This window comes from Natrinema sp. LN54, from assembly GCF_052439245.1.
Lineage (GTDB): Archaea > Halobacteriota > Halobacteria > Halobacteriales > Natrialbaceae > Natrinema > Natrinema versiforme_A.
The window spans coordinates 394,964-416,383 of record NZ_JBQVRP010000002.1 but is presented as its reverse complement, the minus strand read 5'-3'; the positions used below and the strand labels follow the sequence as shown (position 1 = coordinate 416,383).

General features: G+C 64.3%; 26 protein-coding genes. 12 read left to right on the top strand and 14 right to left on the bottom strand.

Features of this window, described 5'->3' with window-relative positions; all coding sequences use genetic code 11:
- Nucleotides 1-92: 92 nt before the first annotated feature.
- Complete coding sequence (locus tag ACT4ML_RS07240; protein ID WP_444720253.1) at nt 93-1,547, bottom strand: hypothetical protein; 1,455 nt, start codon at nt 1,545-1,547, stop codon at nt 93-95.
- Between the two features lie 141 nt (nt 1,548-1,688).
- On the opposite strand from ACT4ML_RS07240, the gene ACT4ML_RS07235 reads away from it, so the two are divergent.
- From ACT4ML_RS07235 to ACT4ML_RS07190, 10 genes are all read left to right on the top strand, one after another.
- Complete coding sequence (locus tag ACT4ML_RS07235) at nt 1,689-1,964, top strand: hypothetical protein (protein ID WP_006429449.1); 276 nt, start codon at nt 1,689-1,691, stop codon at nt 1,962-1,964.
- Nucleotides 1,965-2,456, top strand: coding sequence for a hypothetical protein (locus ACT4ML_RS07230; RefSeq protein ID WP_444720252.1), 492 nt, complete (start codon nt 1,965-1,967; stop codon nt 2,454-2,456). It begins immediately after the preceding gene.
- Complete coding sequence (locus tag ACT4ML_RS07225) at nt 2,456-3,193, top strand: hypothetical protein (RefSeq protein ID WP_444720251.1); 738 nt, start codon at nt 2,456-2,458, stop codon at nt 3,191-3,193. Before ACT4ML_RS07230 ends, ACT4ML_RS07225 begins: the two co-directional genes overlap by 1 nt.
- 6 nt (nt 3,194-3,199) lie before the next feature.
- A complete protein-coding gene (locus ACT4ML_RS07220; protein ID WP_444720250.1) occupies nt 3,200-3,430 on the top strand; it encodes a hypothetical protein in 231 nt (76 codons plus the stop codon).
- Between the two features lie 98 nt (nt 3,431-3,528).
- The gene (locus tag ACT4ML_RS07215) at nt 3,529-4,287 is read left to right on the top strand and encodes a phage tail protein (protein WP_444720249.1); all 759 of its coding nucleotides are present in this window, start codon (nt 3,529-3,531) and stop codon (nt 4,285-4,287) included.
- Nucleotide 4,288: 1 nt separating this feature from the next.
- Nucleotides 4,289-4,504 carry a hypothetical protein gene (locus ACT4ML_RS07210; RefSeq protein ID WP_444720248.1) on the top strand — a complete coding sequence of 72 codons (216 nt, stop codon included), beginning with the start codon at nt 4,289-4,291 and terminating at the stop codon, nt 4,502-4,504.
- Nucleotides 4,501-4,977 (top strand): hypothetical protein, encoded by a 477-nt coding sequence (locus tag ACT4ML_RS07205; protein WP_444720247.1) that lies wholly within the window; start codon nt 4,501-4,503, stop codon nt 4,975-4,977. The genes ACT4ML_RS07210 and ACT4ML_RS07205 overlap by 4 nt, the downstream gene beginning before the upstream one ends.
- A gap of 2 nt (nt 4,978-4,979) precedes the next feature.
- On the top strand, nt 4,980-5,975 hold the full coding sequence (locus ACT4ML_RS07200) for a hypothetical protein (protein WP_444720246.1): 996 nt from the start codon (nt 4,980-4,982) through the stop codon (nt 5,973-5,975).
- A 204-nt stretch (nt 5,976-6,179) separates the two neighbouring features.
- On the top strand, nt 6,180-6,632 hold the full coding sequence (locus ACT4ML_RS07195; RefSeq protein ID WP_444720245.1) for a hypothetical protein: 453 nt from the start codon (nt 6,180-6,182) through the stop codon (nt 6,630-6,632).
- Complete coding sequence (locus ACT4ML_RS07190) at nt 6,629-6,859, top strand: hypothetical protein (RefSeq protein WP_444720244.1); 231 nt, start codon at nt 6,629-6,631, stop codon at nt 6,857-6,859. Before ACT4ML_RS07195 ends, ACT4ML_RS07190 begins: the two co-directional genes overlap by 4 nt.
- 75 nt (nt 6,860-6,934) lie before the next feature.
- Here the strand turns inward: ACT4ML_RS07190 and ACT4ML_RS07185 are convergent, their stop codons facing one another.
- The 9 genes from ACT4ML_RS07185 to ACT4ML_RS07145 all read right to left on the bottom strand — a co-directional run bounded on the left by ACT4ML_RS07185 (nt 6,935) and on the right by ACT4ML_RS07145 (nt 14,105).
- Complete coding sequence (locus ACT4ML_RS07185; protein ID WP_444720608.1) at nt 6,935-7,387, bottom strand: ribbon-helix-helix domain-containing protein; 453 nt, start codon at nt 7,385-7,387, stop codon at nt 6,935-6,937.
- Between the two features lie 130 nt (nt 7,388-7,517).
- Nucleotides 7,518-7,949, bottom strand: coding sequence for an SWIM zinc finger family protein (locus ACT4ML_RS07180; RefSeq protein WP_444720243.1), 432 nt, complete (start codon nt 7,947-7,949; stop codon nt 7,518-7,520).
- Nucleotides 7,950-8,279: 330 nt separating this feature from the next.
- The gene (locus ACT4ML_RS07175; RefSeq protein WP_267877913.1) at nt 8,280-8,408 is read right to left on the bottom strand and encodes a hypothetical protein; all 129 of its coding nucleotides are present in this window, start codon (nt 8,406-8,408) and stop codon (nt 8,280-8,282) included.
- A 470-nt stretch (nt 8,409-8,878) separates the two neighbouring features.
- A complete protein-coding gene (locus ACT4ML_RS07170; protein WP_138245880.1) occupies nt 8,879-9,058 on the bottom strand; it encodes a hypothetical protein in 180 nt (59 codons plus the stop codon).
- 252 nt (nt 9,059-9,310) lie between these two features.
- Nucleotides 9,311-9,706, bottom strand: a complete 396-nt coding sequence (locus ACT4ML_RS07165; RefSeq protein WP_138245881.1) for a helix-turn-helix transcriptional regulator — start codon at nt 9,704-9,706, stop codon at nt 9,311-9,313.
- A gap of 316 nt (nt 9,707-10,022) precedes the next feature.
- Nucleotides 10,023-10,811 (bottom strand): 5'/3'-nucleotidase SurE, encoded by a 789-nt coding sequence (gene surE, locus ACT4ML_RS07160; RefSeq protein WP_444720242.1) that lies wholly within the window; start codon nt 10,809-10,811, stop codon nt 10,023-10,025.
- A gap of 69 nt (nt 10,812-10,880) precedes the next feature.
- Nucleotides 10,881-12,467, bottom strand: coding sequence for a small ribosomal subunit Rsm22 family protein (locus ACT4ML_RS07155; RefSeq protein WP_444720241.1), 1,587 nt, complete (start codon nt 12,465-12,467; stop codon nt 10,881-10,883).
- Nucleotides 12,464-13,249, bottom strand: a complete 786-nt coding sequence (locus tag ACT4ML_RS07150; protein ID WP_444720240.1) for a prephenate dehydrogenase/arogenate dehydrogenase family protein — start codon at nt 13,247-13,249, stop codon at nt 12,464-12,466. The genes ACT4ML_RS07155 and ACT4ML_RS07150 overlap by 4 nt, the downstream gene beginning before the upstream one ends.
- 115 nt (nt 13,250-13,364) lie before the next feature.
- Nucleotides 13,365-14,105, bottom strand: a complete 741-nt coding sequence (locus ACT4ML_RS07145) for a plastocyanin/azurin family copper-binding protein (protein WP_444720239.1) — start codon at nt 14,103-14,105, stop codon at nt 13,365-13,367.
- A 143-nt stretch (nt 14,106-14,248) separates the two neighbouring features.
- Here ACT4ML_RS07145 and ACT4ML_RS07140 point away from each other — a divergent pair, with 143 nt between their 5' ends.
- Nucleotides 14,249-15,379, top strand: coding sequence for an NAD(P)/FAD-dependent oxidoreductase (locus ACT4ML_RS07140; RefSeq protein ID WP_444720238.1), 1,131 nt, complete (start codon nt 14,249-14,251; stop codon nt 15,377-15,379).
- On the opposite strand, the gene trkA is transcribed toward ACT4ML_RS07140, so the two are convergent.
- From trkA to yqeC, 4 genes are all read right to left on the bottom strand, one after another.
- Complete coding sequence (gene trkA, locus ACT4ML_RS07135; RefSeq protein WP_444720237.1) at nt 15,374-16,711, bottom strand: Trk system potassium transporter TrkA; 1,338 nt, start codon at nt 16,709-16,711, stop codon at nt 15,374-15,376. The genes ACT4ML_RS07140 and trkA overlap by 6 nt on opposite strands.
- A 162-nt stretch (nt 16,712-16,873) precedes the next feature.
- On the bottom strand, nt 16,874-17,395 hold the full coding sequence (locus ACT4ML_RS07130) for an SRPBCC family protein (protein WP_444720236.1): 522 nt from the start codon (nt 17,393-17,395) through the stop codon (nt 16,874-16,876).
- A 114-nt stretch (nt 17,396-17,509) separates the two neighbouring features.
- Entirely contained in the window at nt 17,510-19,291 is a 1,782-nt protein-coding gene (locus tag ACT4ML_RS07125; protein ID WP_444720235.1) for an aldehyde ferredoxin oxidoreductase family protein, read from the bottom strand.
- A gap of 120 nt (nt 19,292-19,411) precedes the next feature.
- Complete coding sequence (gene yqeC / locus ACT4ML_RS07120; RefSeq protein WP_444720234.1) at nt 19,412-20,131, bottom strand: selenium cofactor biosynthesis protein YqeC; 720 nt, start codon at nt 20,129-20,131, stop codon at nt 19,412-19,414.
- A gap of 169 nt (nt 20,132-20,300) precedes the next feature.
- Between yqeC and ACT4ML_RS07115 the strand changes: the two genes are divergently transcribed.
- Nucleotides 20,301-21,038: an FAD-dependent oxidoreductase gene (locus ACT4ML_RS07115; RefSeq protein ID WP_444720233.1), complete on the top strand. Its 738-nt coding sequence runs from the start codon at nt 20,301-20,303 to the stop codon at nt 21,036-21,038.
- The last annotated feature ends 382 nt before the right edge of the window (nt 21,039-21,420 follow it).

Sequence of the window (21,420 nt, the reverse complement as noted above, 5' to 3'; positions counted from 1 at the left end):
TAGCAAGCAGAATCTTCGCGGCAAGTCAGATAGTTATCTGAACCACAATTAAGCCCCATAAGAAAGAAGAGATCACACTGGTCAGACTTCAATCATTCAAAATATGGATAGTTTGTCTGAATCCGTGCCATCCTCTCAAAATTAAAATCTGTTTGAGTTTCCCACAGTTCTTCGATGGCATACTCAAGCGAGGTTAATTTCCTGGCCTCAGAAGTTATATTAGTAAGAAAATGATAGTGTGGATTCCGGATTCTCTGATATAATCTCTCTCCAAATTTATCAAAGGTCTCGCCTATGAACCCGCTGAATAATTGTAATGCTTTGAGGAAATACTTTGCTTCCCCACCTATCCCTGGTATCGCAGGAACACTCTCTACCGCTGCTTTGACTGTTGTACCCCCAAGCTTAGAAGTTAAACCAGATGCCTCATCGTTTAGGACTGACTGTATCTCTTCAATTTTCTCTAGATTTCCTTTCTTAACTTCTGTGCGCAGTTCTTTCGAGTGTTCTCGATATGGGCCTGCTTCATCCCTAACCTCTGGGAGAACATCCATTAAATCTTTAGGCTCGTTAGCACGCTGGATTAGTACGGATAAGAACATTGGACATCTAAATGTTATTGGTTCTGCTAAGTATGGATTTTTATCTCTCTGATTTTCGAGTTGATCGTCGAGTTTCATCTCAAATTCATTGATTATAGCGTCAAAAGTAGGCTTAGACCGTCTTGTGTTTGAGATGATATAATCTTCAATTGGTCCGCGAGCTGAATTTGGTAAATATACTAACCCAAGTTGCCGCGCCAGTTCGTGATTAAAGAAAGATCGGAATGTAGACATCGTAATGAAATAATCATCAACTGCTCCTAAAGATCCGCTATAACTCAAGTTTTTATAAAAATTTGGCGGTGAATTCACGGCTAGGTCAACAGACCTCCAATCAAACTCAACTTCGCTAATGTCTTTCCCTAAATAGTTAGATATTGATTTCCTCAATTTTATCTCATCTTCTTCTGGGAGTGATTCTAATTTTGTTACTGTATCGTACCATAATGCATGGAGAAATAGATCCTCTTGTTTATTCCTGGGTTCAAGGGCATGAAATATGTCCTCTTCAAAAATAGAATTGACCTTATCCATGTCCGGACCAGCCGTCACATAAATATCGTCGAATAATATTGTAGCATACGCAAATACCTTTAGGTCAAGAATCCTAAGATCTGAAATCACGTTTCCGTCCTTCATGAGAGATATTGCATTTTTAAAAGTAGTTGAGTCAAGCATGATAGAATTTTTCTTCGATACTTTCTCCCTTAATCTTCGTCCTCCCTTCAGGGAACCATCTTCTAAGTATCCAGAACGGTCAAAGTCGCTCAAAGCATCTGTGTTCAGTTCAACAGCGATACTCTCAGCAACCAATCCAGGATCTATATTTTCTGGGTCTACGAATAGTTCTTTTAGATCTTCCTCCGTGAACTCAAACTCAGAGTCGGTAGATGAAATAACATATTCGCCATTATTTCCCTCATCAATACTGATGTCCTCCGTCATAATAGAATACTGTAGCCAGGGTATCAAATTAGTATTGGATGGATTCTGTTGCAAATCGCGTCAAATTGACACAATTTGAGTCAGCTAACGTCGGTTCTAACGCGCTCTTATATCTGATTTCGGCCGGTTGGTCGGAACCGCATGGCGATGAATTTCGATCAGGCCACGCAGGCCCTGACTGACAGCGACGTGTGGATGGATGTCGGCATGGTCGCGGGCGGCTACCTCGCCCCGTACCTCGTCGATACCGCGACTGGCACGATGCTCCCGTCCGAGATCTTCGGCATCGGCGGGATGGCTCTCGGCGAGATGGTCGTTAGCAACCGAGCGTTCACCCTCGGCTCGGGCGCGTTTGTCGTTCGCGAGGCAGCCGAGCGCTTCAACGCCCAGGGCATGATCAACGAGGTGCTGGCGTAGATGAGCCTCTCGCTGTACGCTGCGCTCGGTGATACCTCGAAATACATCTCGACGAAGACGAACATCACCGATCAGCTGACGCCGGTCCTCACAATCAGTCCGAAAGACGGTATCGGAGTGCTCATCCGGAACGCTGTCAGCGTGGGTGACAAATCCGGCCTCCCGATCTACGGCAAGTTCAACGACTCGAACGGAAACCCGCTCCCGGCAAACACTCGAGTCGCGCTCGGCTACAAGGCTCCAACTGACGAGAGCATCCAGGTCGTCTCGGATCCCAAGGCCACGATCGCGAGCTACATCAAGAACAGCGTCTCCGACCAGCAGGACGATCGGAAGGTCGACGCTGTCAAGCACCAGCTCAAGGGCAACAAGCTCGAGGTACGGGACATCGACGAAGCGTACATCCTCGTCGATTCGTCTGAGCAGATCGACCACTCCCAGAGCGAGATTTACTTCGAAGAAGCAGCACTGGCGGAGGTGGACCTCGAGTAATGGCGATCAAGAACAAACTCAAAGCGGCCTCCTGGGTTCCTGGTAGCGTCACCCTCCGCGAGTTCGACACCCAGGCGGGCACGCCCGGCGAAGCGAGCGTCGTCGCCGAGATCAAACTCGGTCGGCCGCTCCAACTTCGCGACGATCCCGACAGTGAACTGCGACTCGTCCTCCCGGCACACGAACACTTCACGACCAACGGGACCGCCGACGAGCAGGAGACGTTCGAACTCGGTCATAATCTGATCGAGAGCCCGTCGACGCAGGATTTCCTGCTATGGGAGGACGGGAACGTCGTACAGCCCGACAGCGTCGACTACGACGCCAACTCCTTCGACTACACCTCGAGCGGGACGGAGACGGACCTCGACGTCTTCTACGTGCCCCGGAATCCAGCGTCGGTCGAGATTCGGAAGACCGCACCGGGAGCGGGCGGTAAGGTCAATCAGACGCTCAAGGAGGCACAGACGGCAATCCTGCACACTCGCGATCAGGCTCAGCAGGAAATCCAGTTCGGCTTCGACCGAACTCCGCTGCAGCCGTACCTCCCCCGGAAGTTCAAGCTGCAGGTCGTCGTTGACGCTCCGTATACGGTCGCGTTCGAGGCTCCCGAGCGAGCCAACGGGACGCCGCGAGCCCGTAATGCCCTGCTGTCGCTGCCGCGGTTCCAGACCGAGGCCCGGATCGAGGGTCTGGGCGCGGCGGTCAAGCAGGACATGATCGGAGTCCGGGGGTGATCCCCCGTGCAGGGCGGCTTATCCGACGGTACCGAACCCGGAGAGTTAGCGGTGACGACGGCTACGTCGGCGTCGACTGCGACCTCGAGTCCGGAGAACCAGAACCAACCCCAGCAGCCCCCGGAGAGCCCGACAGCGCGGCTCGTCTACGGCACGCAGTGGACTCAGGACGACATCATGATCGGCCTGCTGGCGCTGCAGGCGGTGCTGCTGGTCTTCGTCACGATTCGATCATGAACGGACACACGCAGGGGCTCGTTGGCATGACCGTCGCGGGCCCTCCCGATGGTATCGGCACGGAGGTGAGCTGACCGATGGCGGGACCTGCTGCAGCGATGGCCGCCGGCGAGGCGGCCGACAAGGCTGGAGATGTCGCGGAGCCTGCTGCAGAGGCCGCGAGCGATATCTCGGACAGCATGAGTGAAGCCGCCCAGAATAGCCGCGGCTTCAACATCGCGATGGTGATCGGTGCGATCGTCATCGGTTACATGATGTACCGGGTCCTGCAGATGATGAGTGCCCCCGGTCAGACCGTTGACGGAATCGGCGACTCGCTCGGCAACATCGTCGACGGGACGACCAACGCAGCCGGTGGAGCTGGCGATGCAGCCGGTGGAATCGGCGGCGCGATCGGCGATATTTGGGGTGGTTCAACCGACGCAGCCGGCGGTCTCGGCGGTGCGATTGGTGATATCTGGGGCGGCTCAACAGACGCAGCCGGTGGGATTGGCAACGCTGTCGGCGATGTGTGGAGTGGATCGACCGGTGCACTCGGCGATATCTGGGGAGGATCGACCGATGTCGCGGACGGTGCCAGCGATGCGGTCGGCGACGCGATCGACGCTGGCGGCAACCTCTTCGGTGGTATCGTCGATACCGGCGGCGACGCAGCCGATGGTGCGGCCGACACTGGTGGTGACCTACTCGATGGCTTCCTGAGCGCTGGCGGGAATGCGGCCGACGAGGCCACCAACACTGGTGGTGACGTGGTCGATGGCGCAACGGACGCCGGAGGAGATGTCATCGACGGCGCAGCCGACGCTGGCGGCGATCTCGTCGACGGGGCAACCGACTTCGCCGGAGGGCTGATCTGAGATGGAGCCCACCGCTTTGCTCAACAACTTCGGCTTCCCGACCGTCGCGTTCCTACTCATGTATCGGCTGTACCTGAAGGAGCGCGACCAACGCCGCGAGGAACGGGGCAACTGGCTCGAGGCGATCCAAGAGCACACGGCCGCCGTGCGCGATCTCCGGCGCGATGTCAAGACTGTCGCGACCGACGGCGGCGAGCAGGAGGGGGATGCACCGTGATCGGCTCGTCAACGGTCGGCCCGAACAGCCCCATCGAGCGCGTCCTCGAGGACTACGGCGTCGGAGCCTCGTCATGGGGCGAGGATCTCGTCGAGAATGACACCGAGCGGCTACTGCTCGCGTTGCTCCTCGAACACCGCGGGGAGAACGCGGTCGAGGCGCTCAACCCCGAAGCGGAAGACAGTCAGGAGGCCGCGTATTTCGTGACAGAAGATCCGCTTCCGGTAACGACGGCCGAAGAGAATCGTCTCAAATGGGGATTCCCGGCGACCTCGGTCACTGTCTGGGGATTCGACGAGCCGATCTATGTCGCATTCCGGTCGGAAGGCAACTATCGAAAGATCCCTCTCGAGCCCTCAGACGCTCCGTATCATGCGGGTCCAGAAGGTGGGCTCGGAGCGTCAGCCGCGTGGATTCGGAAACAGAGTAGCGATACAGCAGACACGACTGTGAAGGTTAAAGCCTACAAGTAAAAATGACGACAATCGCAGAAACGACGGGGAAACTCCCCGACCTGATCGACGATATAGCATCGGCCGCGACCGCTCTTAGCGAGTGGTCCGACGCAGATACCGCCGTCACGAACGACGGCAGTTCGACGAACTACGTCGACAACGGTCGCGTACTACAGCACGCCTCGAGCGGCCTGTACGTCGGCCTGTTCGTCCAAACGTCGCACTACGCTCGCCATGACGACAACTACAACAACGCCCATGCTGGCGGTATCCGAGTCGTTCACTCCTCGGATTGGGACACCTCAACCAACTCCCCCGCTGGCAACACCGACGTTCGCGCCTCTGACCCGTGGAGCGGAGACGTTGGGAATAACGCCTCGTCCTCGTTCACGACGTACAACACCGACAACGGACAGTACAACTGGACTCACGGGAACGCGAAAGGATCGACTCAGGTCTACGTTATCGAGGGCAACAACGGGATGAGCGCCCTCCAAAGCACGGATGTGACGTACTTCGGTTCCGTCACGAACAACTGGATCAATTTTGCCGCGTGGAATACCACCGACGGGAACAACGGCCGTTGTGGGTACTACTCGGGCGAATACGTCAACAACAAGTTCTGGGCGGACGGGAATCAGCCGTTCGCGGCCTACGCCCAGTCGAGTACCAGCCGCGGGAACGAGACGGCGCTCGCGAGCTTTCAGGTCTACTACGGCCGAGCTAACAACAATACCAGTTACCCGTACGGTGCGGTCGGATTCGACCGCCCGAGATGGTGCGTCGTCAACCCTGACTCGGCGGATGATACGTACTTCTTCCGCCGCGGGGTGATGTACCAGACATCGAGCCAGAGCATCCCCGTCGCCTACATCAAGGCGATCATCGGCAACGACATCAACGAGGGTGGAGCGCATGGCGACACGATCGATCACAGCGGGGAAACCTACCGCGTGGTTCGACAATCGGGAGCAGGGACGAATACGACCATCTCGGCGGCACTGCGGTACGAGTAAGCGATGGCCGCGTACTCAACGACGAGCGCACAAAGCGATTCGGACGGGTTCGGCACCAAGGGCGTTTCGGCCCGCTCGAGCGGGTCGACCGTCACAGGCGGAGTCGCCCTTTCGAGTCGTTCTGTCGTCAATCGCGAGGGGTACACGGCCGAAGGGTCGGCCGCGACGACCGACCACGATCTCGAGCACCGACTGGGCCAGTACGTGATTCCGGTTCAGGACATCGAGGGAGTCCAACCGGAGGGCATAGCGGCAGCGTCGAAGTCGTCGAGTAACACGTTCGGCGGGGTCTCCGTCGGTATGGACTCTCCAACAGCCGCGTACATCCCGAGCGCGTACTTCAGACGCGTTCGTGGCGTAGCGATCAATCCGAAGGGAGAACGGATCACTACCGGGAAATGGGTCATCGCACAGGACGGCCTACCAACTGCCGGGAAGGTCGACGACAACGGCGAGTTCGAGATAAACCTACTCCGGAGCGAGTACGAGGACTTCGCCCTTCTCGTCGAAGCGGAGGACTACAGTGGACTCGATTACGTCTGGTATCAGTATCGGCGGACGGTCGTCGACTCGACGCGAGCCGAGGTTGTGCTCGTATTCGAGGAATCGGAGGTATCGAACGGTCTCGCCGGCGATATAGGGGTTCATATGGGATGATGGGCTACGACATCCCGGTCGGCCTGCTCGCGGCGATCGTCGTCGCGTTCCTCGCTGGCGCGTGCTGCCCGACATACTACGCTACCGAGCGCCTGCGCGGGTTCGGCCGGGCGACCTTCGGCAGGATCCCGTACCAGCCCCCGCCGGGCATGGACAGCGAGCAGGCGATGCGTGCGGCCCTCGAGAGTGCGGAGGAACACGACGCGGAGAAGCCAACCGAATCTTAACCGGTGTCCAGCCAGTCAATTCCTCAAGGAGGAGTTGTCGGTCATCCACAAACAGAACGGTAAGAAGGGATCGGGTTACGCGACTGCTTTCTCTCCCGCCTCGACGATGTCCTCACCGTCGGTGTAACGCATCGGCGGCACAATCACCCAGACATGTTGGTTCCCCGCCCAGACCGAGACGTACCCCTCACTCTCGAGGGGCTTGATAATCTCGTCGAGGACGGCGCTCTTCGGCGTGCTGTTGTCGTAGAGCTTGTTCTTCGCAGTCTCGAGTTTGACGCGGCGCTTGCTCTTGTGACGAGCAGACGCGCGTTCGTGGAGCATCCGGTACGCCTCGGCGAGTCGTTCATCGTCGGGAAGAACCGGCTGGGGTTCGTCCAGATCACCCTTTGCCTCGACCTCTTTCTGGACCAGCTCGCGAAGCTTCTCACTTCGATTCTTGTCCTCCCGCTCGGCGATCTCGTCGAGCGTCTCGAGCAGGTTGTCGGGACAACCGAACGAGACGCGGCTCGAGGGGTCGTGATCCATCCGGCCCATCAGTGGCTCACCCCGATTTGCATATCCCGTGAATACGCAGACGGCGTCGGGCTTCGCAGTTCGTATGCAAGGGGGGTGGGGATGCCTACGGAGGCGGCTATCGCGCGGGTGTGCGTGCGCGTCATAGCCGCACCTCCGCCTCCCGCTCGTGGCGTCGTGTCTTCTCGATCGCCCCGTCGTGGGGCTCGCCCTCGAGCGCCTCGTTGGTCGCGTGGCGCATCTCGTGTTCGTCGTCGGGACTGCCGTCGGTTGACTTCACGTCGATCAGTTCGAGGAAGTCGGCCTTCCGGAGCGTGCAAAGATGGGCGCAGGGGCCGTCGTGGTACTCCCAGCCCTTGCAGTCGCATCGACCGATGTACTCGCCGTTCTCGAGGCCGAGCGCGCAGTAGTGGACGCTCTCGCCGTCTCTGAGCGTGACCTTGTAGCCGAACCGACCGAACGACTCGATCAGCGCCTCGCGTGGATCCGCTCGAGTCCACGACTCGGTGTCTGCGTCCCGCTCCTCGAGGAAGTCGATGTCCTCGCCGTCGGTCGGCTCTGGGAAGGCGCTCATCGGCCGTGGGACACCTCCTGCAGATCATGTGGGCCGTTCTCACAAACGCGACGGGGGAGGCCGCCGGTCGAGGTTTCGGTGATCATCCGACCACCGCAGTGCGGGCAGTATCGGGTCATGCTCCAACACCTCCGCTGTACTGCGATTGATTACGACCGCGGATTACAGTTGCCCGCCCGGCGAGTCCACTTCTCTATCACTCGGTTCCCACGGAGCCGACAGCACTGTGTTTGAGGCTCCAAAACTTCTCGAGCCTCGAGCAGAGAGACGCCGCGCTAACCAGTACACAATCGGCTCAGAAACGGACACAGACCGCCGCTCGAGTCGGTCTCAGAAGAGGCCTCTGAAGAGATACAGCGCGACACCGGAGAGGACGATGAAACTGAGGAAACCGACGAAGATGAGTCCTGCTTGGCGTCCGGTGAGCGATTCCCCGTCGAGGAATTCGTCTGAAGGCATGATTGCTGTCTTCGCAACTCGGTCGCTTAAACATGATGGTCCCGTGAGGCGGACAGTCGCGACCGCGAACGGGCTGATCGATCGGCTAGAGACGCGCTACTCGAGGCAGGTCGCAACGCACCGATCACCCGCCGACCGATGGAGGGGCAATGCTCGAGCGACCGGCGGAAAGCGGATACTCACCCCTCGTCGGGTCCCACCTCCGAATCGTCGTCGGAGTCTTCGACGAGTTCGAAATCGGTTGAACCACACGAGCAACTTTCTTGGCCGATGACTCGGATCTCGCCGTCGGGCCACTGTCGAGCCGCATAGATCGATCCACACGCGGTACATGCTGCAAGCACCCGTGTTACGTCATCTTTGTGTGCCATCCCCAGTGGAAAGGTAGCAAAACTACGGAATGAACCTTTCCACTTGGATGAAGTTCATTGCGGAGAACAACCACGACGCTGACCGAGGCAGCGACGCGTTCAATCGCGGTAAACGATGTATCCGCGCGTCTCGAGTTCCTCGAGGACCGCGTCAGGCACCGTCGACTCCGGGCCGCTCGTGTCGTCGTACGCGAGTTCGGTCTCGCCGACGACCTCGAACGAGTAGTCGGTCCCCTCGTAGTCGACCACGACCTGCGCGTCCTCGATCGTGAGATCCATCGGAATCGACTCCGCCTACGCCGACACTGCCCAAAAAGCTGGGCCGGGAGATGGCCGGGTAGCAGTCGGCCGCGAATCGTCGTCCGACTGTAACGCCGAAGCGCCCGGAGAGGAACCAGAACCATACCCGCTCGAGAACGACCGGACTGAACACCACTGAGTCCCCAGCTCGGTCGATCCCGCCGCCGCTCGAGTCGAAACAGTCTCGGAGTAGAATCGTCGTCGCCGTTCCCAGGTCGGATAACGGGGACGTTATTCGTTGAGATGGCCGCGGTAGCCCTTGGGTTCGAAACCGCGTCGGCAGATTACGCGCTTGCGACCGACGGTAATCGCACTGACTTGGTCGTCGTCTTCCATGCGGTCGATGACGTCCGCGAGGCGATCCTGGGACCAGCCGGTCTCCTCGCGGACGGTCGATTGGTCGACGCGGCCGCCGCGTTTGACGAGCAGTCTGAGAACCTTGTCCTCGTCCGGCAGTTCGCGTTCGTCGACGCCGTATTCGATGTCTTCGGCGTAGCTTAACGTTTCGTCGTCGGTTTCCTCGGTCGGTTCCTCGGCCGCTGTTGTCTCGGACTCGTCCGATGGGGACTCGTCGGACGACCCGGTCCAGAGAGACGAGAGGCGAGTCCAGAGTGTATTGAATACCATCTATTGATCACGCTCCGTTGGGACTATCACAGCTTGAACGCCCACCTACCTTGATTTTATGTTCCACATATGACATGGTTGCGCTCCGTTGGTTACGTTGTGACTATCGTGACGGTGCCGTTGTCGAATAGCAACCGCCTTGCGACCCGCAAGTCAGTTATCACTTTCAGCGACCGACAGGCTCGCCGACAACCTTACCCGGCCGATCGAGCACACGTACCACGTGTCCGATACCGCGGTAATCGACGGTTTCCGCGCCTCGAGTCCCGAAACGAGCGACGACTCACGCCCGGTCATGACTCGAGCGGACACGGTCTCAGCGGCTCCGGTAGGAGTCGGCGAGCGCGTCGAGCGCCTCGTGGTGGTTCGTCGTGTGCGGGGCGGTCAGCGGCGAGACGCTGATGCGGCCCTCGACGACGGCGCGGCGGTCGGTCCCCTCGGGGTCGGGGAGCGACTCGGGATCCATGTCGTCCCAGACGCGGTCCTGAAGGGTGACGTGGGCACCCTCGCGCTCGGCATCCATCTCGTAGCGCTTCGAGGGGCGCGTGATCTCGATCGGCGCGGGCTCGCCGTCGGGCAGCGGGACGTTGACGTTGAGGTACGCGGCGTGCTCGAAGACGCCCTCCTCGAGCGCGCGTTCGGCGAGATACGAGGTCACGCGGGTCGCTTCCGCGTACTCGTCGGCCGTCAGTTCGACGTCCTCGAAGGGCGTGTCGTCGACGGGAACGTACAGCGACGTCGCGATCGCGGGGACGTCGAAGAAGGCGGCCTCGACGGCCGCGCTGATCGTTCCCGATCGCCCGAGGACGTACTCCCCGAGGTTCGCGCCCTTGTTACAGCCCGCGACGACCAGATCGGGATAGGGGCCGAGTTCGGCGAGGCCGGCGACGACGCAGTCGGCCGGCGTGCCGTGGACCGCATAGCCCAGCTCGCGCTCGTCGACTTCGACTTCGTGGGAGAGCGACCGGCCGCAGGCGCTTCGGTCGTCGGCCGGGGCGACGACGGTCACGTTGGCGTGCTCGGAGAGGGCGTCGTGGAGCGCCCTGATGCCGGTGCTGTCGATCCCGTCGTCGTTGGTCAACAGGATCTCGAGGTCGTCGCTCATGTCACGGCGGTCGGGCGGCGGCGCGAAAAGCCCACCGCTTCCGGGGCGGGTTGCCGTCGGCCGCCCTCCTCAGGCGATCCGGTCGACGATCGTCTCCTCGTCGACGACCAGGTTGTAGGCCTCCTCGTCGTCGTTCCAGAGCGCGAGGATCCCCTCGAACGAACAGATGTCGCCGTAGTCGGCCTCGAGCAGCGGGCGGTTGAGCGCGGTTTCCCTCGTGAGGACCGCGTAGTGGTCGATCTCCTCGCTGCCGTCGCTGATCTTGAACAGCGGGTTCGATCGTCCACGGCCGCGACCGTCGTTTCCACCGTTGCCGCCCTCAGAGAGCGAGCGGCTGAGCTTCGCTGCGACGAGGTCGATCCGCTCGGTGACGTGGCGTTCCATCTCCGCCATCTTCGCCCACTCGCTCGTCTCGAGGGCCATGTCGATCCGCCGGCGGCCGTCGAGTCGGAGCTGGGAGTAGGAAAACTGCACGTCGACGTTGACGAACTCGCCGGGGGCGTGGTCCTCGTCGTCGGCCGGCGCGGCCTCGTCGAGTCGGCGCTGGAATTCCGGGACGGCCAACTCCGGCCGAACGTCGAACGACCAGCCCCGATCCGAGGGCCGTTCGCCGGGCCAGAGACGGACGGTGGGGCCGTAGGCGGTGACTTGACCGCGGCGGTATTGCTCCGCGTCGCCGCCGCTCTCGTCGTCGAACGCTACCGCCGTCCGCTCCCAGAGGCGTTCGTCCTCGAGTTCGCGTTCGACCGCGCGCAACTGTACGCTCGTGTTCTTGTCGGCGGGTGCCATCGCGAGGAACGTCCCCTCGGGTGCGAGCGCCTCGAGGTACGAACGCGCGACGGCGGTCGGATCCTCGAGTTCGCTCAGCACGTTACAGGCGAAGATCAGATCGAAGCCGTCGTCGGGGGCGGTGGGATCGAACTCCTCGCCGGAATCGTCGCCATCACTGCCACGGCCGTTGGCGGCCTCGCTCGGGTCGAACTTCTCCGCGGTCTCCCGGTGAATCGTCGTGTGGACGTTCCGCCCCGTCTCCGCGAGCAGGTCCTCGAGTACGTCCGCGGCCGCGCTCGGCTCGACGGCGTGGTACTCGAGCAGGGCGTCGTCGGGGAGGTAGTCACAGAGGCCGAGCGCGGGGCCGCCGACGCCCGCGCCGATGTCGAGGACCCGGAGGTTGCGACCCAGCAGCCCCCGGTCCGCGAGGTCGTCTAACGCGTACTGGATCGCCGCGTAGTAGCCCGGCAGGTGATAGATCGCGTAGCCGGCCGCGACATCCTCGTCGTACTCGACCGACCGGCCGTCGAGGTAGTCGGCCTTGAACCGGCGGATCGTCGACCGGAGCAGGTCTCCGGAGACACCTTCCTCCCAGTCGGGGCCGTAGCGCTCGACGAGCAGGTCCTCGAGCCGACGCTCGTACTCGGCGGGGAACCGCTCGACCGGCCCGCGCCGCGGGGAGACGGGCTCGTCGTCGACGGGGACGAACGTGCCGTCGTCTCGCTCGATCAGTCCCAACATCGCGGCGTCCTCGCGGAGGTGCTGCCGGACGACCGCCGGATGCGGGGTCCCCTCGACGTACTCGCAGATCTCCTCGGGGTCGATCGGCCGGACGTTGCGCAGATACTTCGCGTTCGATCGGATCGCCTCTCGTTGCTCACTCACTCGGATTCACCCCCGGTATCGCGCCGCTCGTCGCTCCCCGCTCCGTCGCCGTGCCAGTTCGCCGCCGCCTCCCGGTACAGCGCCTCGAGGTCGTCGGCGTCGGCGGCCGCGATCTCGCTCGCGGCGTCGGCGACCGCGTCCGCGCCGTCGAAGGTCGCCTGAATGTCGGCGTAAACTCGCGGCGTGCCTGCGGTCACCTGTTCGGCGAGCCGTTCCAACCCTTCGTAGATCGGCGTCTCGAACCCGTCCGGGACCGACTCCGCCGCCAGCGCGAAGGACAGAACCGCGGCGTGGGTCGCCGCTTGGACCGTCTCCATCGCCTCGTCGTGTTCCGTCGCCGTCGTCTCGAGTAACTCGTTGCCCCGCTCAGCGAGCGCGGCGAGCAGGTCGTCGGTCGCCGGTCCCGACTGGTCCCGGACGACGGCGATCGAGCCGGGTGCCCGCTCGGGCGCGAAAAGCGGGTGCAGGCTCACGCGCTCACGGTCCGGCGCGGCCCGCTCCATGGCCGCGATCGCGGGCTCCATCACGCCCGACACGTCGACGATCGCCCGCTCGGCTCGGTCGGCCTGCGCGGCGATCGCATCGCGGACGTGCGTCATCGGCACGGCGAGACAGACGACGTCGTACGTCGTCTCGCCCTCGAGGTCGGCGACCTCACCCCCGACCCGTTCGGCCGCGGCGGCCGCCGCGTCGCGGTCGACATCGGCGAACGCGACTCGGGCGTCGATCGCGTCCCCGAACCACGCCCCCATCGACCCCGCGCCGACGATCAATACGTCCATCGCCCGCTCTTACCCGCCGGCGTCGCAAAAGCCGTTCGATCCGACGGCTCGCGAGAGCGTCACCGCGCGCGAACTGTCTCGGCGGCGTCTCGCGTTCGGCTCCCGACCCGACGACTCAGTGCTCGTGATCGCTGCCGTCGCTGTGGTCGTGATCGTGACCGCCCCCGTCGCCGTGGCCGTCGCCACTCTGCCCGTCCGGCCCCGCCTCGAGCACCTCGCGGACCCGCTCGTTGTACCGCTCGAGTCCCTCGACGGCGGCGTCGGGGCGGTCGTCGGCCGGCGGTTCCAGCCCGGGTTGGCCCTCGGGGTCCGGCCAGCCGACGACGACGGTGCCGACCATGCCGTCCCGCTCGTGGGGCGCACAGACGTAGTCGTAGACGCCCTCGACGTCGAACGTCCGCGAGAAGGTCTCGCCCTCGTCGCTCAGGTGGTCGCTCGCCCACGGCTCGGCCTCGTCGGGGATTCGTTGCCGGCCGTTGTACACGTCCGGATGGTACGCGGTGGTGTCGTGGGCCCCGCGTTTCAACACCCACTCGACGGTGCCGCCGGGTTCGACGTGAACGACGTGGGGAATGAAGTGCTTGCCGGCGTCGTTCGTGGTCATCTCGACCGTGATTTCGGACACCGGCTGCCCGATTTCGTGATCGGTGTCGTGGTCGTGGGTGTTGGACCCGTGCTCGTGAGTGTCGTCTCCGTCGTCGCTCTCGTTGCCCGCGTCGGGAGTCTCGTCTCCGGGGTCGTCCTCGTCCGCCTCGGTGGTATCGTCGCTCCCGCCGAGACAGCCCGCGAGGCCGACTGCGAGACCGCTACCGCCGGACGCCAGTAGTCGCCGTCGGGTCGGATTAGGGAGATTCATTTTCTCGAAACGATCACGTTCCCGAAGAAAAGCGTTCGCGACTGTCACAGTTCCTGAACCGTTCCAGCGATCGCTATCGGCACAACCGGCAATCGACGTGTTCCGTACCCGGATTCTTACAGGACCGTGCCCGAGACACACCCATGACCCGAATCGGAATCGTCGGCGCAGGTGCGGCCGCCGCGGCCGCGACGTACGCCCTCGAGGAAACGCCCACCGAAACGGAGATCACGGTCCTCGAGAAGTCCCGCGGCCTCTGCGGCCGGGCCGCGACGCGGCGGCGCGACGACGTCGTCTACGACTACGGCGCGAACTACGTCACGTCCGACGACGAGCGTGTAGTCGAGTTACTGACCGAGACGCTGGACACCGAGGGGTTGGTCGACGTGACGGACCCGGTCTGGACGTTCGACGGCGACGGTGCGGTGTCAGAGGGCGACGACCGCGACAGGCACAAGTGGACCTACCGGCAGGGACTGACACAGATCGCGAAACGGCTGTTCGCGCGCACCGACGCGACGATCCACCGAGAGACGCGGATCGAAACGGTAGTCCAGAGTGACGGCGGCGGGAGCGAGAAGGGGAGCGGAGACGCGGGCAAGCGTGGAGACGCAGGCGGGCACGGAGACGCGGACGGCGTCTGGCACCTCGAGGACGCCGACGGAACCCGCTGGGGTCCTTTCGACGCGCTCCTCCTGAACCCGCCGGCACCCCAGACCGCCGACCTGCTTCGGTCGGCCGAGTGGGACGCGGACGTTCGCGGCGATCTGGTCGACGCCGTCGAGGCGGTCCCCTTCCGGACGATCTGGACCGGGGTGTTCCACTACCCCTTCGAACTCGAGCGACCCTACTACGCGCTGGTCAACACCGACAAGGCCCATGCGGTGGGCTGGATCGGCCGCGAAGAGTGCAAGCCCGGCCACGTTCCCGACGGCGAGTCACTGCTGGTCGTGCAGGCAAACCACGAGTGGTCGGTCGAACGCTACGACGAGTCGCCGGCCGAGAACCGCGAGCGACTCGCCGATCTGACCGCCGACCTCATCGGGGACGAGCGCCTGCGGGACCCGGACTGGGCCGACCAGCAGGGCTGGCGGTACGCCTTACCCGAAGACGGCGTCGACGACGACCCGCTGCGCCGCGCCGAACGCGAGGACCTGTACTGTCTCGGCGACTGGGTCGCCGGCGAGGGGCGGCTCCACGCGGCGCTCCGGAACGGGCTCGAGGTCGGCGAACGGATCGAGCACGGGCGCGGAGCCGACGGCTGCGGCTCATAACGCCGATGTGATCTCGTCTAACACGGCGGTATCGACGAAGAGGACCACGTGGTCGCCCCCGCGGACGACCGTCTCGCCGCGGGGCGTAATCAGGTCGCCGTCGCGGCTGATCGCGCCGACGACGACGCCGTCCGGCAGGTCGGCGATCGCGTCCTGAATCCGCGCCTCGAAGAGCGCGCTGTCCTCGCCGATCTCGATCTCGAGGACCTCCGCGCGATCGGACTCGAGCATGGCGACGTTTTCGGCCCGGCGCTTGCGCGTGAACCGGGTGATCTCTTCGGAGGTGACGAGCCGGGGGTTGACGCCGACGTCGATCCCGACCGTCTCGAAGAGGTCGACGTACTCGCCGGACTCGACGAGCCCGATCGTGCGCTCGACGCCGATCCGCTTCGCCAACAGGGAGACGAGCAGGTTCTTCTCGTCGCTCTCGAGGGCGGAGACGACGATATCTGACTCGTCGACGTGTTCCCGGACGAGGAAGTCGATGTCCGTCGCGTCGCTCTCTAAGACCAGCGTCCCCGGCAGTTGCTCGGCCAGCTCTCGCGCCCGATCCGGGTCGCGTTCGACCAGTCGCGGCTCGAGACCCTCCGCCTCGAAGAGCCGCGCCGTCTGATAGCCGATGTCGGTTCCGCCGACGATGACGATCTCGTGGGCGTCCGCGAGGGTCGGTTCGGGCGTCAGCGAACTCGCGAAGGCGCGGACGCTCTCCTTGGACCCGATGACGACGACGGCGTCGCCCGCCGTGATGACCGTGTCACCCCGCGGAATGATGACGTCGTCATCGCGGAGCAACGCGGCGAAGGTCAGCGACTCGAATCGGTCGGCCTCGGAGACGGTCTCGCCGTCGATGGGACTGTCCGAGCCGATTTCGAACTCGGCCATCTGGACGAGGCCGTCGGCGAAGGTTTCGACGTCGTGAGCGCCGGGCAGACCGGCGATCCTGACGATCGTCTCGGCGGTCTGTAAGTTCGTACTGACCATGAAGTCGACGCCGAACGCGCCCGTGGACTGCTCCCACGTCCGCAGGAGGTTCGTCTTCTTCACGCGGGCGATCGTGAACGGATCGGCGACGGCCTTCGCCGCGCCGCAGATGACGATGTTCGTCTCGTCGACGTCGGTGCTCGCGATCACCAGATCCGCGTTCTCGATACCGGCCTCCCGCAGCGTCTCGATCGAGGTGCCGTCGCCCCGAATCGCCAACACGTCGTGAGAGTAGGTAATCGAATCGATGCGATCGGGGTCCGTATCGATCACGACGACGTGATGATCGTCGTCGAGGCTCGCGGCGATGTTCGAGCCGACCTCGCCCGCACCGACGACGAGGACGCGCATCAGCGTCTCACCCGGAGGTGGCGAGGACTCGAACCGGTGCAGCTTCCGCTCATATCAGCAGTGTCGGCCGCCGAGCAGTAAGTGGGTTTGCCCTGCCAGCGAACCGGTTGCGAGACGAGAACAGCGGCCGCCGCCGCCGACGGCCTCCGCGCCGCGCGAGCGCTACGGCATCTCGTGAACCGTCAATTCCACGTCCCGCGGCCGCCCCTCGATGTCCGCGACGAGCCGTTCGACGACGGATCGGGCCTCGCCGAGCAGTTTGGGTTCGACCTTCTTGACGACCCAGTCGAGCGAGACGAACCGCGGGAGCGAGATGGCGTCTTCGTTCGCCGAGTGGGGGTCATAGCGCGCCTCGAAGTAGATCCGACTCGCCGTCTCCGCGTGGGCCGGCGCGGATTCCGGCTCCGGTTCGACCCGCCACTCGCCGCGGGCGTCGAGGTCGTTGACCAGTTCCCACGTGAGCGATTCTGGAGCCGAGATCTCGGTCACTCTCGAGCGAGCGGTGTAGCTCAGCTTCCACCACGCCAACTCGAGGTCGTAGACGGAGCCGACCCCGCCGTTCCCGTTGACTCGAACCTCCTTGAGGTGGTCCGTGTACCGCGGGTAGTCGGTAAAGGATCGGACGTACGGGAAAACCTCCTCTGGCGACCGGTGGGCGAGCGTGCTGAGGAGAATTCTGTCCACACCGGTCGTACGACGGGTCCGAAAGTAAGGATTGGCATACTATCAATCGGCTCCGCCACGGTCCCCGCTCGAGTCGCTCGGCCGCTCAGGTCGGGTCTGCGAACTCGGCCGCCCTCAGCGCGGGTCCGCGAGGAGCGAGTCGTCCGCGACCGCGGCGGCGAGTCCGAGGCGCTCGACGGTCGCTCGAGTCGGCCGGCCGTCGGGTCCCCAGCCTCGCTTCCGATAGTAGCGCTCGCGGGCCGTCTCGAACCACTTGTCGTCGACGGCTGACCCGGCGTTCGGCCCCGACTCGAGGGGCTCGCGGAGAGGGGCGGGCAGTTCGTCGGCTGCCCGCCCCAGCCCCTCCCGGACGTTGAACAGGCGAGTCAGGGTCCAGACCCGCTCGCCGACGGTCAGGGGGTCGCCCGCCGTCTCGAGTCCGACCGCGTCCAACCACTCCGCGCCGAGGTCGTCGAACGCCTCGCCGACGAAATCGTCCGCGACGAGACACCAGAGGACCGAGCGCCGGTTCTGCTCCTCGATGACGGCCGCCGCCGCGCGGTCGGGACTCCACCGCCGGTCGAACACCTCCCGCTCGATGGGGCGGGCCCGCCGGTGACAGGCCCCGCGGTCGCTGGTGGCGTACGCGAGCGCCATGCTCCGTGCGCCGCGCGGATCGTACGCCGGCAGCGCCATCGCCTTGACCGTCGGGACGAGGTCGTCCCCGCCGAACCGTTCCGCCGCCGCGTCGACGCCGTCCGCGAGCGCGTCGCCGACCGGCGTCCGCCGCGCGGCGATTTCCTCGAGTAACTCCCGAGCGGCGTCGGGGTCACCGAAGGAGATCGAGCGCTCGAGCAGGCCCGCGTCGGCGGCCTTGATCGCCCACGCGACCGCGCTGCCGGCGCTGATGAGGTCGATACCGAGCCGGTCGCAGGTGCGGCCGAGTTCCGCGACGGCGTCGAACTCGTCGATGCCAAGCCCCGCGCCCAGCGACATCGCGGTGGCCCCGCGCGGGACGTAATCGCCGTCGTCGGTCTCGACGCGGAAGCCGCCGGGCTCGCCGTCGCTGTCGGCATTACTGTTGCCACCGCTGTACTCTCGCCCGGTCATTCGCTCCCTGACCGCAGCGATGCCGATCCCGTCGGCGCCCTCGAACCGGCCGTCCTCCCAGCCGCGGGTCGAGAGCGCGCCGATCTCGTTCGCGAAGTCGACGGTTTCGACCGTCCCGCTCGCCTCGAGCCACCGGCCGGTCTCGTCGTCGCGGTACCGTTCGGCGGCGGCCTCGCGCAGGTCCGCAAGTCCCTCGGGCGGCTCCCCCCGCGCGACGACGGCCTTCAACCGCTTCGATCCCATCACGGCGCCGGCACCGCCTCTGCCCGCGTGGTGGTCCCCCTCGTCGGAGGCGATCGTCGCGGAGGCGACCCGCCGCTCGCCCGCCGGGCCGATGCAGGCGACCGACGCGTCGGGGAACGCCGCGGCCGTCTCGAGGGTGTCCTCGCCCCACGCGTCGGCGGGTTCGACGGTCGCCGTCCCGTCCTCGACGACGAGACGGACGGGTTCGTCCGCCCGCCCCGTGACGAGCAGTCCGATACTGGGACCGAGCGCGCCGGCGAGCGCGTCCGGAAACGAGCCGCCGGCATAGGAATCGAGGAAGCCGCCGGTCAGCGGCGATTTCGTGATGGCCGCGTATCGCGACTCGCCGGGCAGGTAGCCCGAGAGCGGGCCGAGCATGAATAGGAGGGCGTTCGCCGGCCCGAGCGGATCGGTCTCCGCCTCGAGTTCCGCGTAGAGGTATCGAGCGCCGAGCCCCTTCCCGCCGACGTACCGGCGGAGCCACGGCTCCGGGACGGGGACGCGTTCGACCGACTCCGCCGAGAGGTCGACGCGGAGGAGTCGGTCGGGAGTAGCGAGTGCCACGGCGAACGATCACCGCGGACGGGAAAAAGCGTTATCACGGCACGTGTTGGCCCCGTCGTCGGGCGACCAGATCGTGCGTCGCTCCGACTCGAGCGGACGACGGGAGAGTGCCGACCAGTGCTAAACGACGTCCACGAGCGGCCGATCGGCGCGCATCTCCGCGAGGACGACCCGCGGAACGTCCGCCCGCTCGTGGATCTCGGCGGCGACCCGCCGCGCGGTGGCCGCGAGCGCCTCGTCGTCGACCATGTTGACGAGTGGGATCACTGTCGCGCCGTCCGGAACGTCCTTGCGGCCGCCGCGATCGCTGGCGAGGACGGTCGCCACGTCGGCCGGCCGTATCTCGTCGCCCGGCTCCAGTCCGGTCAGTTCCGCGACCCGATCGACCCGGTGCACTCGCTCTTCGGTCAGCGGCTCTCCGACGACGCGTGCGCTCGCGATCGGCACGACCGTGTCCGCACTCGAGGGAAGCTGTGGCTCCCGCCCGTTCGGGGCTTTGAACCGCCGCATCCGCGCACCGTCGGCTTTGACGAGCACGGGCGCGTCGAGGTCGGCGAGGGCCTCGACCGTCGCGCGATCGTACCCCAGATAGCGGTCCTCGCGTTCCCGCTCCGGGACGAGGCCGAGCGGCCAGTCGGCGGTCCCCTCGACGGCCGCGACCGGGTCGTCCGTGACCGCGACCCGCTCGACCCAGTCGTCGAAGATGGGAATGCGAACGGTGGCAGTGACGACCGCGCGCTCGAGGACCGACGCGAGCGTCGCCATCGTCGTCTTCTTGCCGCCAGCCCCGACGAAACAGGTCGTGCCGCGCCGCGCCTGGAGGGCCTCGACGACGTCCATACCGAACACACCGCACGGCTCGCCATAACGGTTTACTCACCGGAACGGAAGACGGCGGTTGGCAGCGAGACGGACGGCTCCGAGGACCGGTACGCAAAGGAGTGATCGAACCGGTTCGGGACCGCGACGGACGATAACATTCTATACCCGGGCCAGTCAACGGGCGGCCATGCGAGACGTCTGTATCGTCGGCGGCGGCGTCGCCGGCCTCGCCGCGTCGATCTTCACCGCCCGCGCCGGACTGGACACCCTCGTCGTCGACAGCGGGGAATCCATCCTCGCGCGCAACGCCAGCCTCGAGAACTATCCCGGCTTCCCGGACGGGATCGACGCCCGCCGGTACTTACAACTGACCCGCGAGCAGGCCCGGAACGCGGGCGTCGAGTTCGAACTCGGCCGCGTGACCCGTGCCGAACCGGTCGTCGAGAGCGATCTCGAGGAGGGGTTCGTCCTCGAGACTGATGGCGGGGAGCCCCTCGACACCCGACGGCTCGTCGCGGCCTCGTGGTCGGACAGCGACTACCTCGTCCCGCTGGACGTGGGTCGAACCAAACGCGGGAGCAAACACTTCGTCAACGTCGACGACGGCGGGCGGACGGCCGTCGACGGTGTCTACGCGGCGGGCCGACTCGCGGACGAGCCCCACCAGACCATCGTCGCCGCCGGCCACGGCGCGAAGGTCGGCCTCGCGGTCGTCCACGATTCGGACGCGAACTTCTACCACGACTGGGTCGTCCCCGAGGGCTACTTCACCGGCCGTGGCCGAGAGGTACCACCGGGCTGTGAGGAGATCGACGACGAGGAACGGCGAGAGCGCGACGAACAGGCGAGAGAAACGATGCTCGAGGCGTTCGCGGAGCCGCTCGACGAGGAGCCGACGATGCATCCGAGCGTCGAGCAGGACTGAGCCACTCGCCGCTTCCGCGGCCGACGCTCGGTCTCACGCGGTCAGCACAAAAAACGGCTCCCGATCGGCCGGTCTCTCGGTTAGTTCGCCTCGAGGGCGCACGCGGGGCTACAGAACCCGCGCTGGGCCGCGTTGGCGTCCGGATATGCCTTGAAATCGCCACCACACTGCTCGCACGTGATGGATTCGAAGTCAGACATACTCGGTCGTACCTTCGGCGTCCGGAGCCGAAAACGTATCGGAATCGCCCCGTACCCGGTCGATCCCCAGTTCGAACCGCATCGTTTCGAGACCGGAAACAGCTCGTTTCGTACCGATACGGTCACCCGGACCGTTCTCCCGCTGAAACGGTTCGATCTCCTGTCGGACCCACTGCGCAACG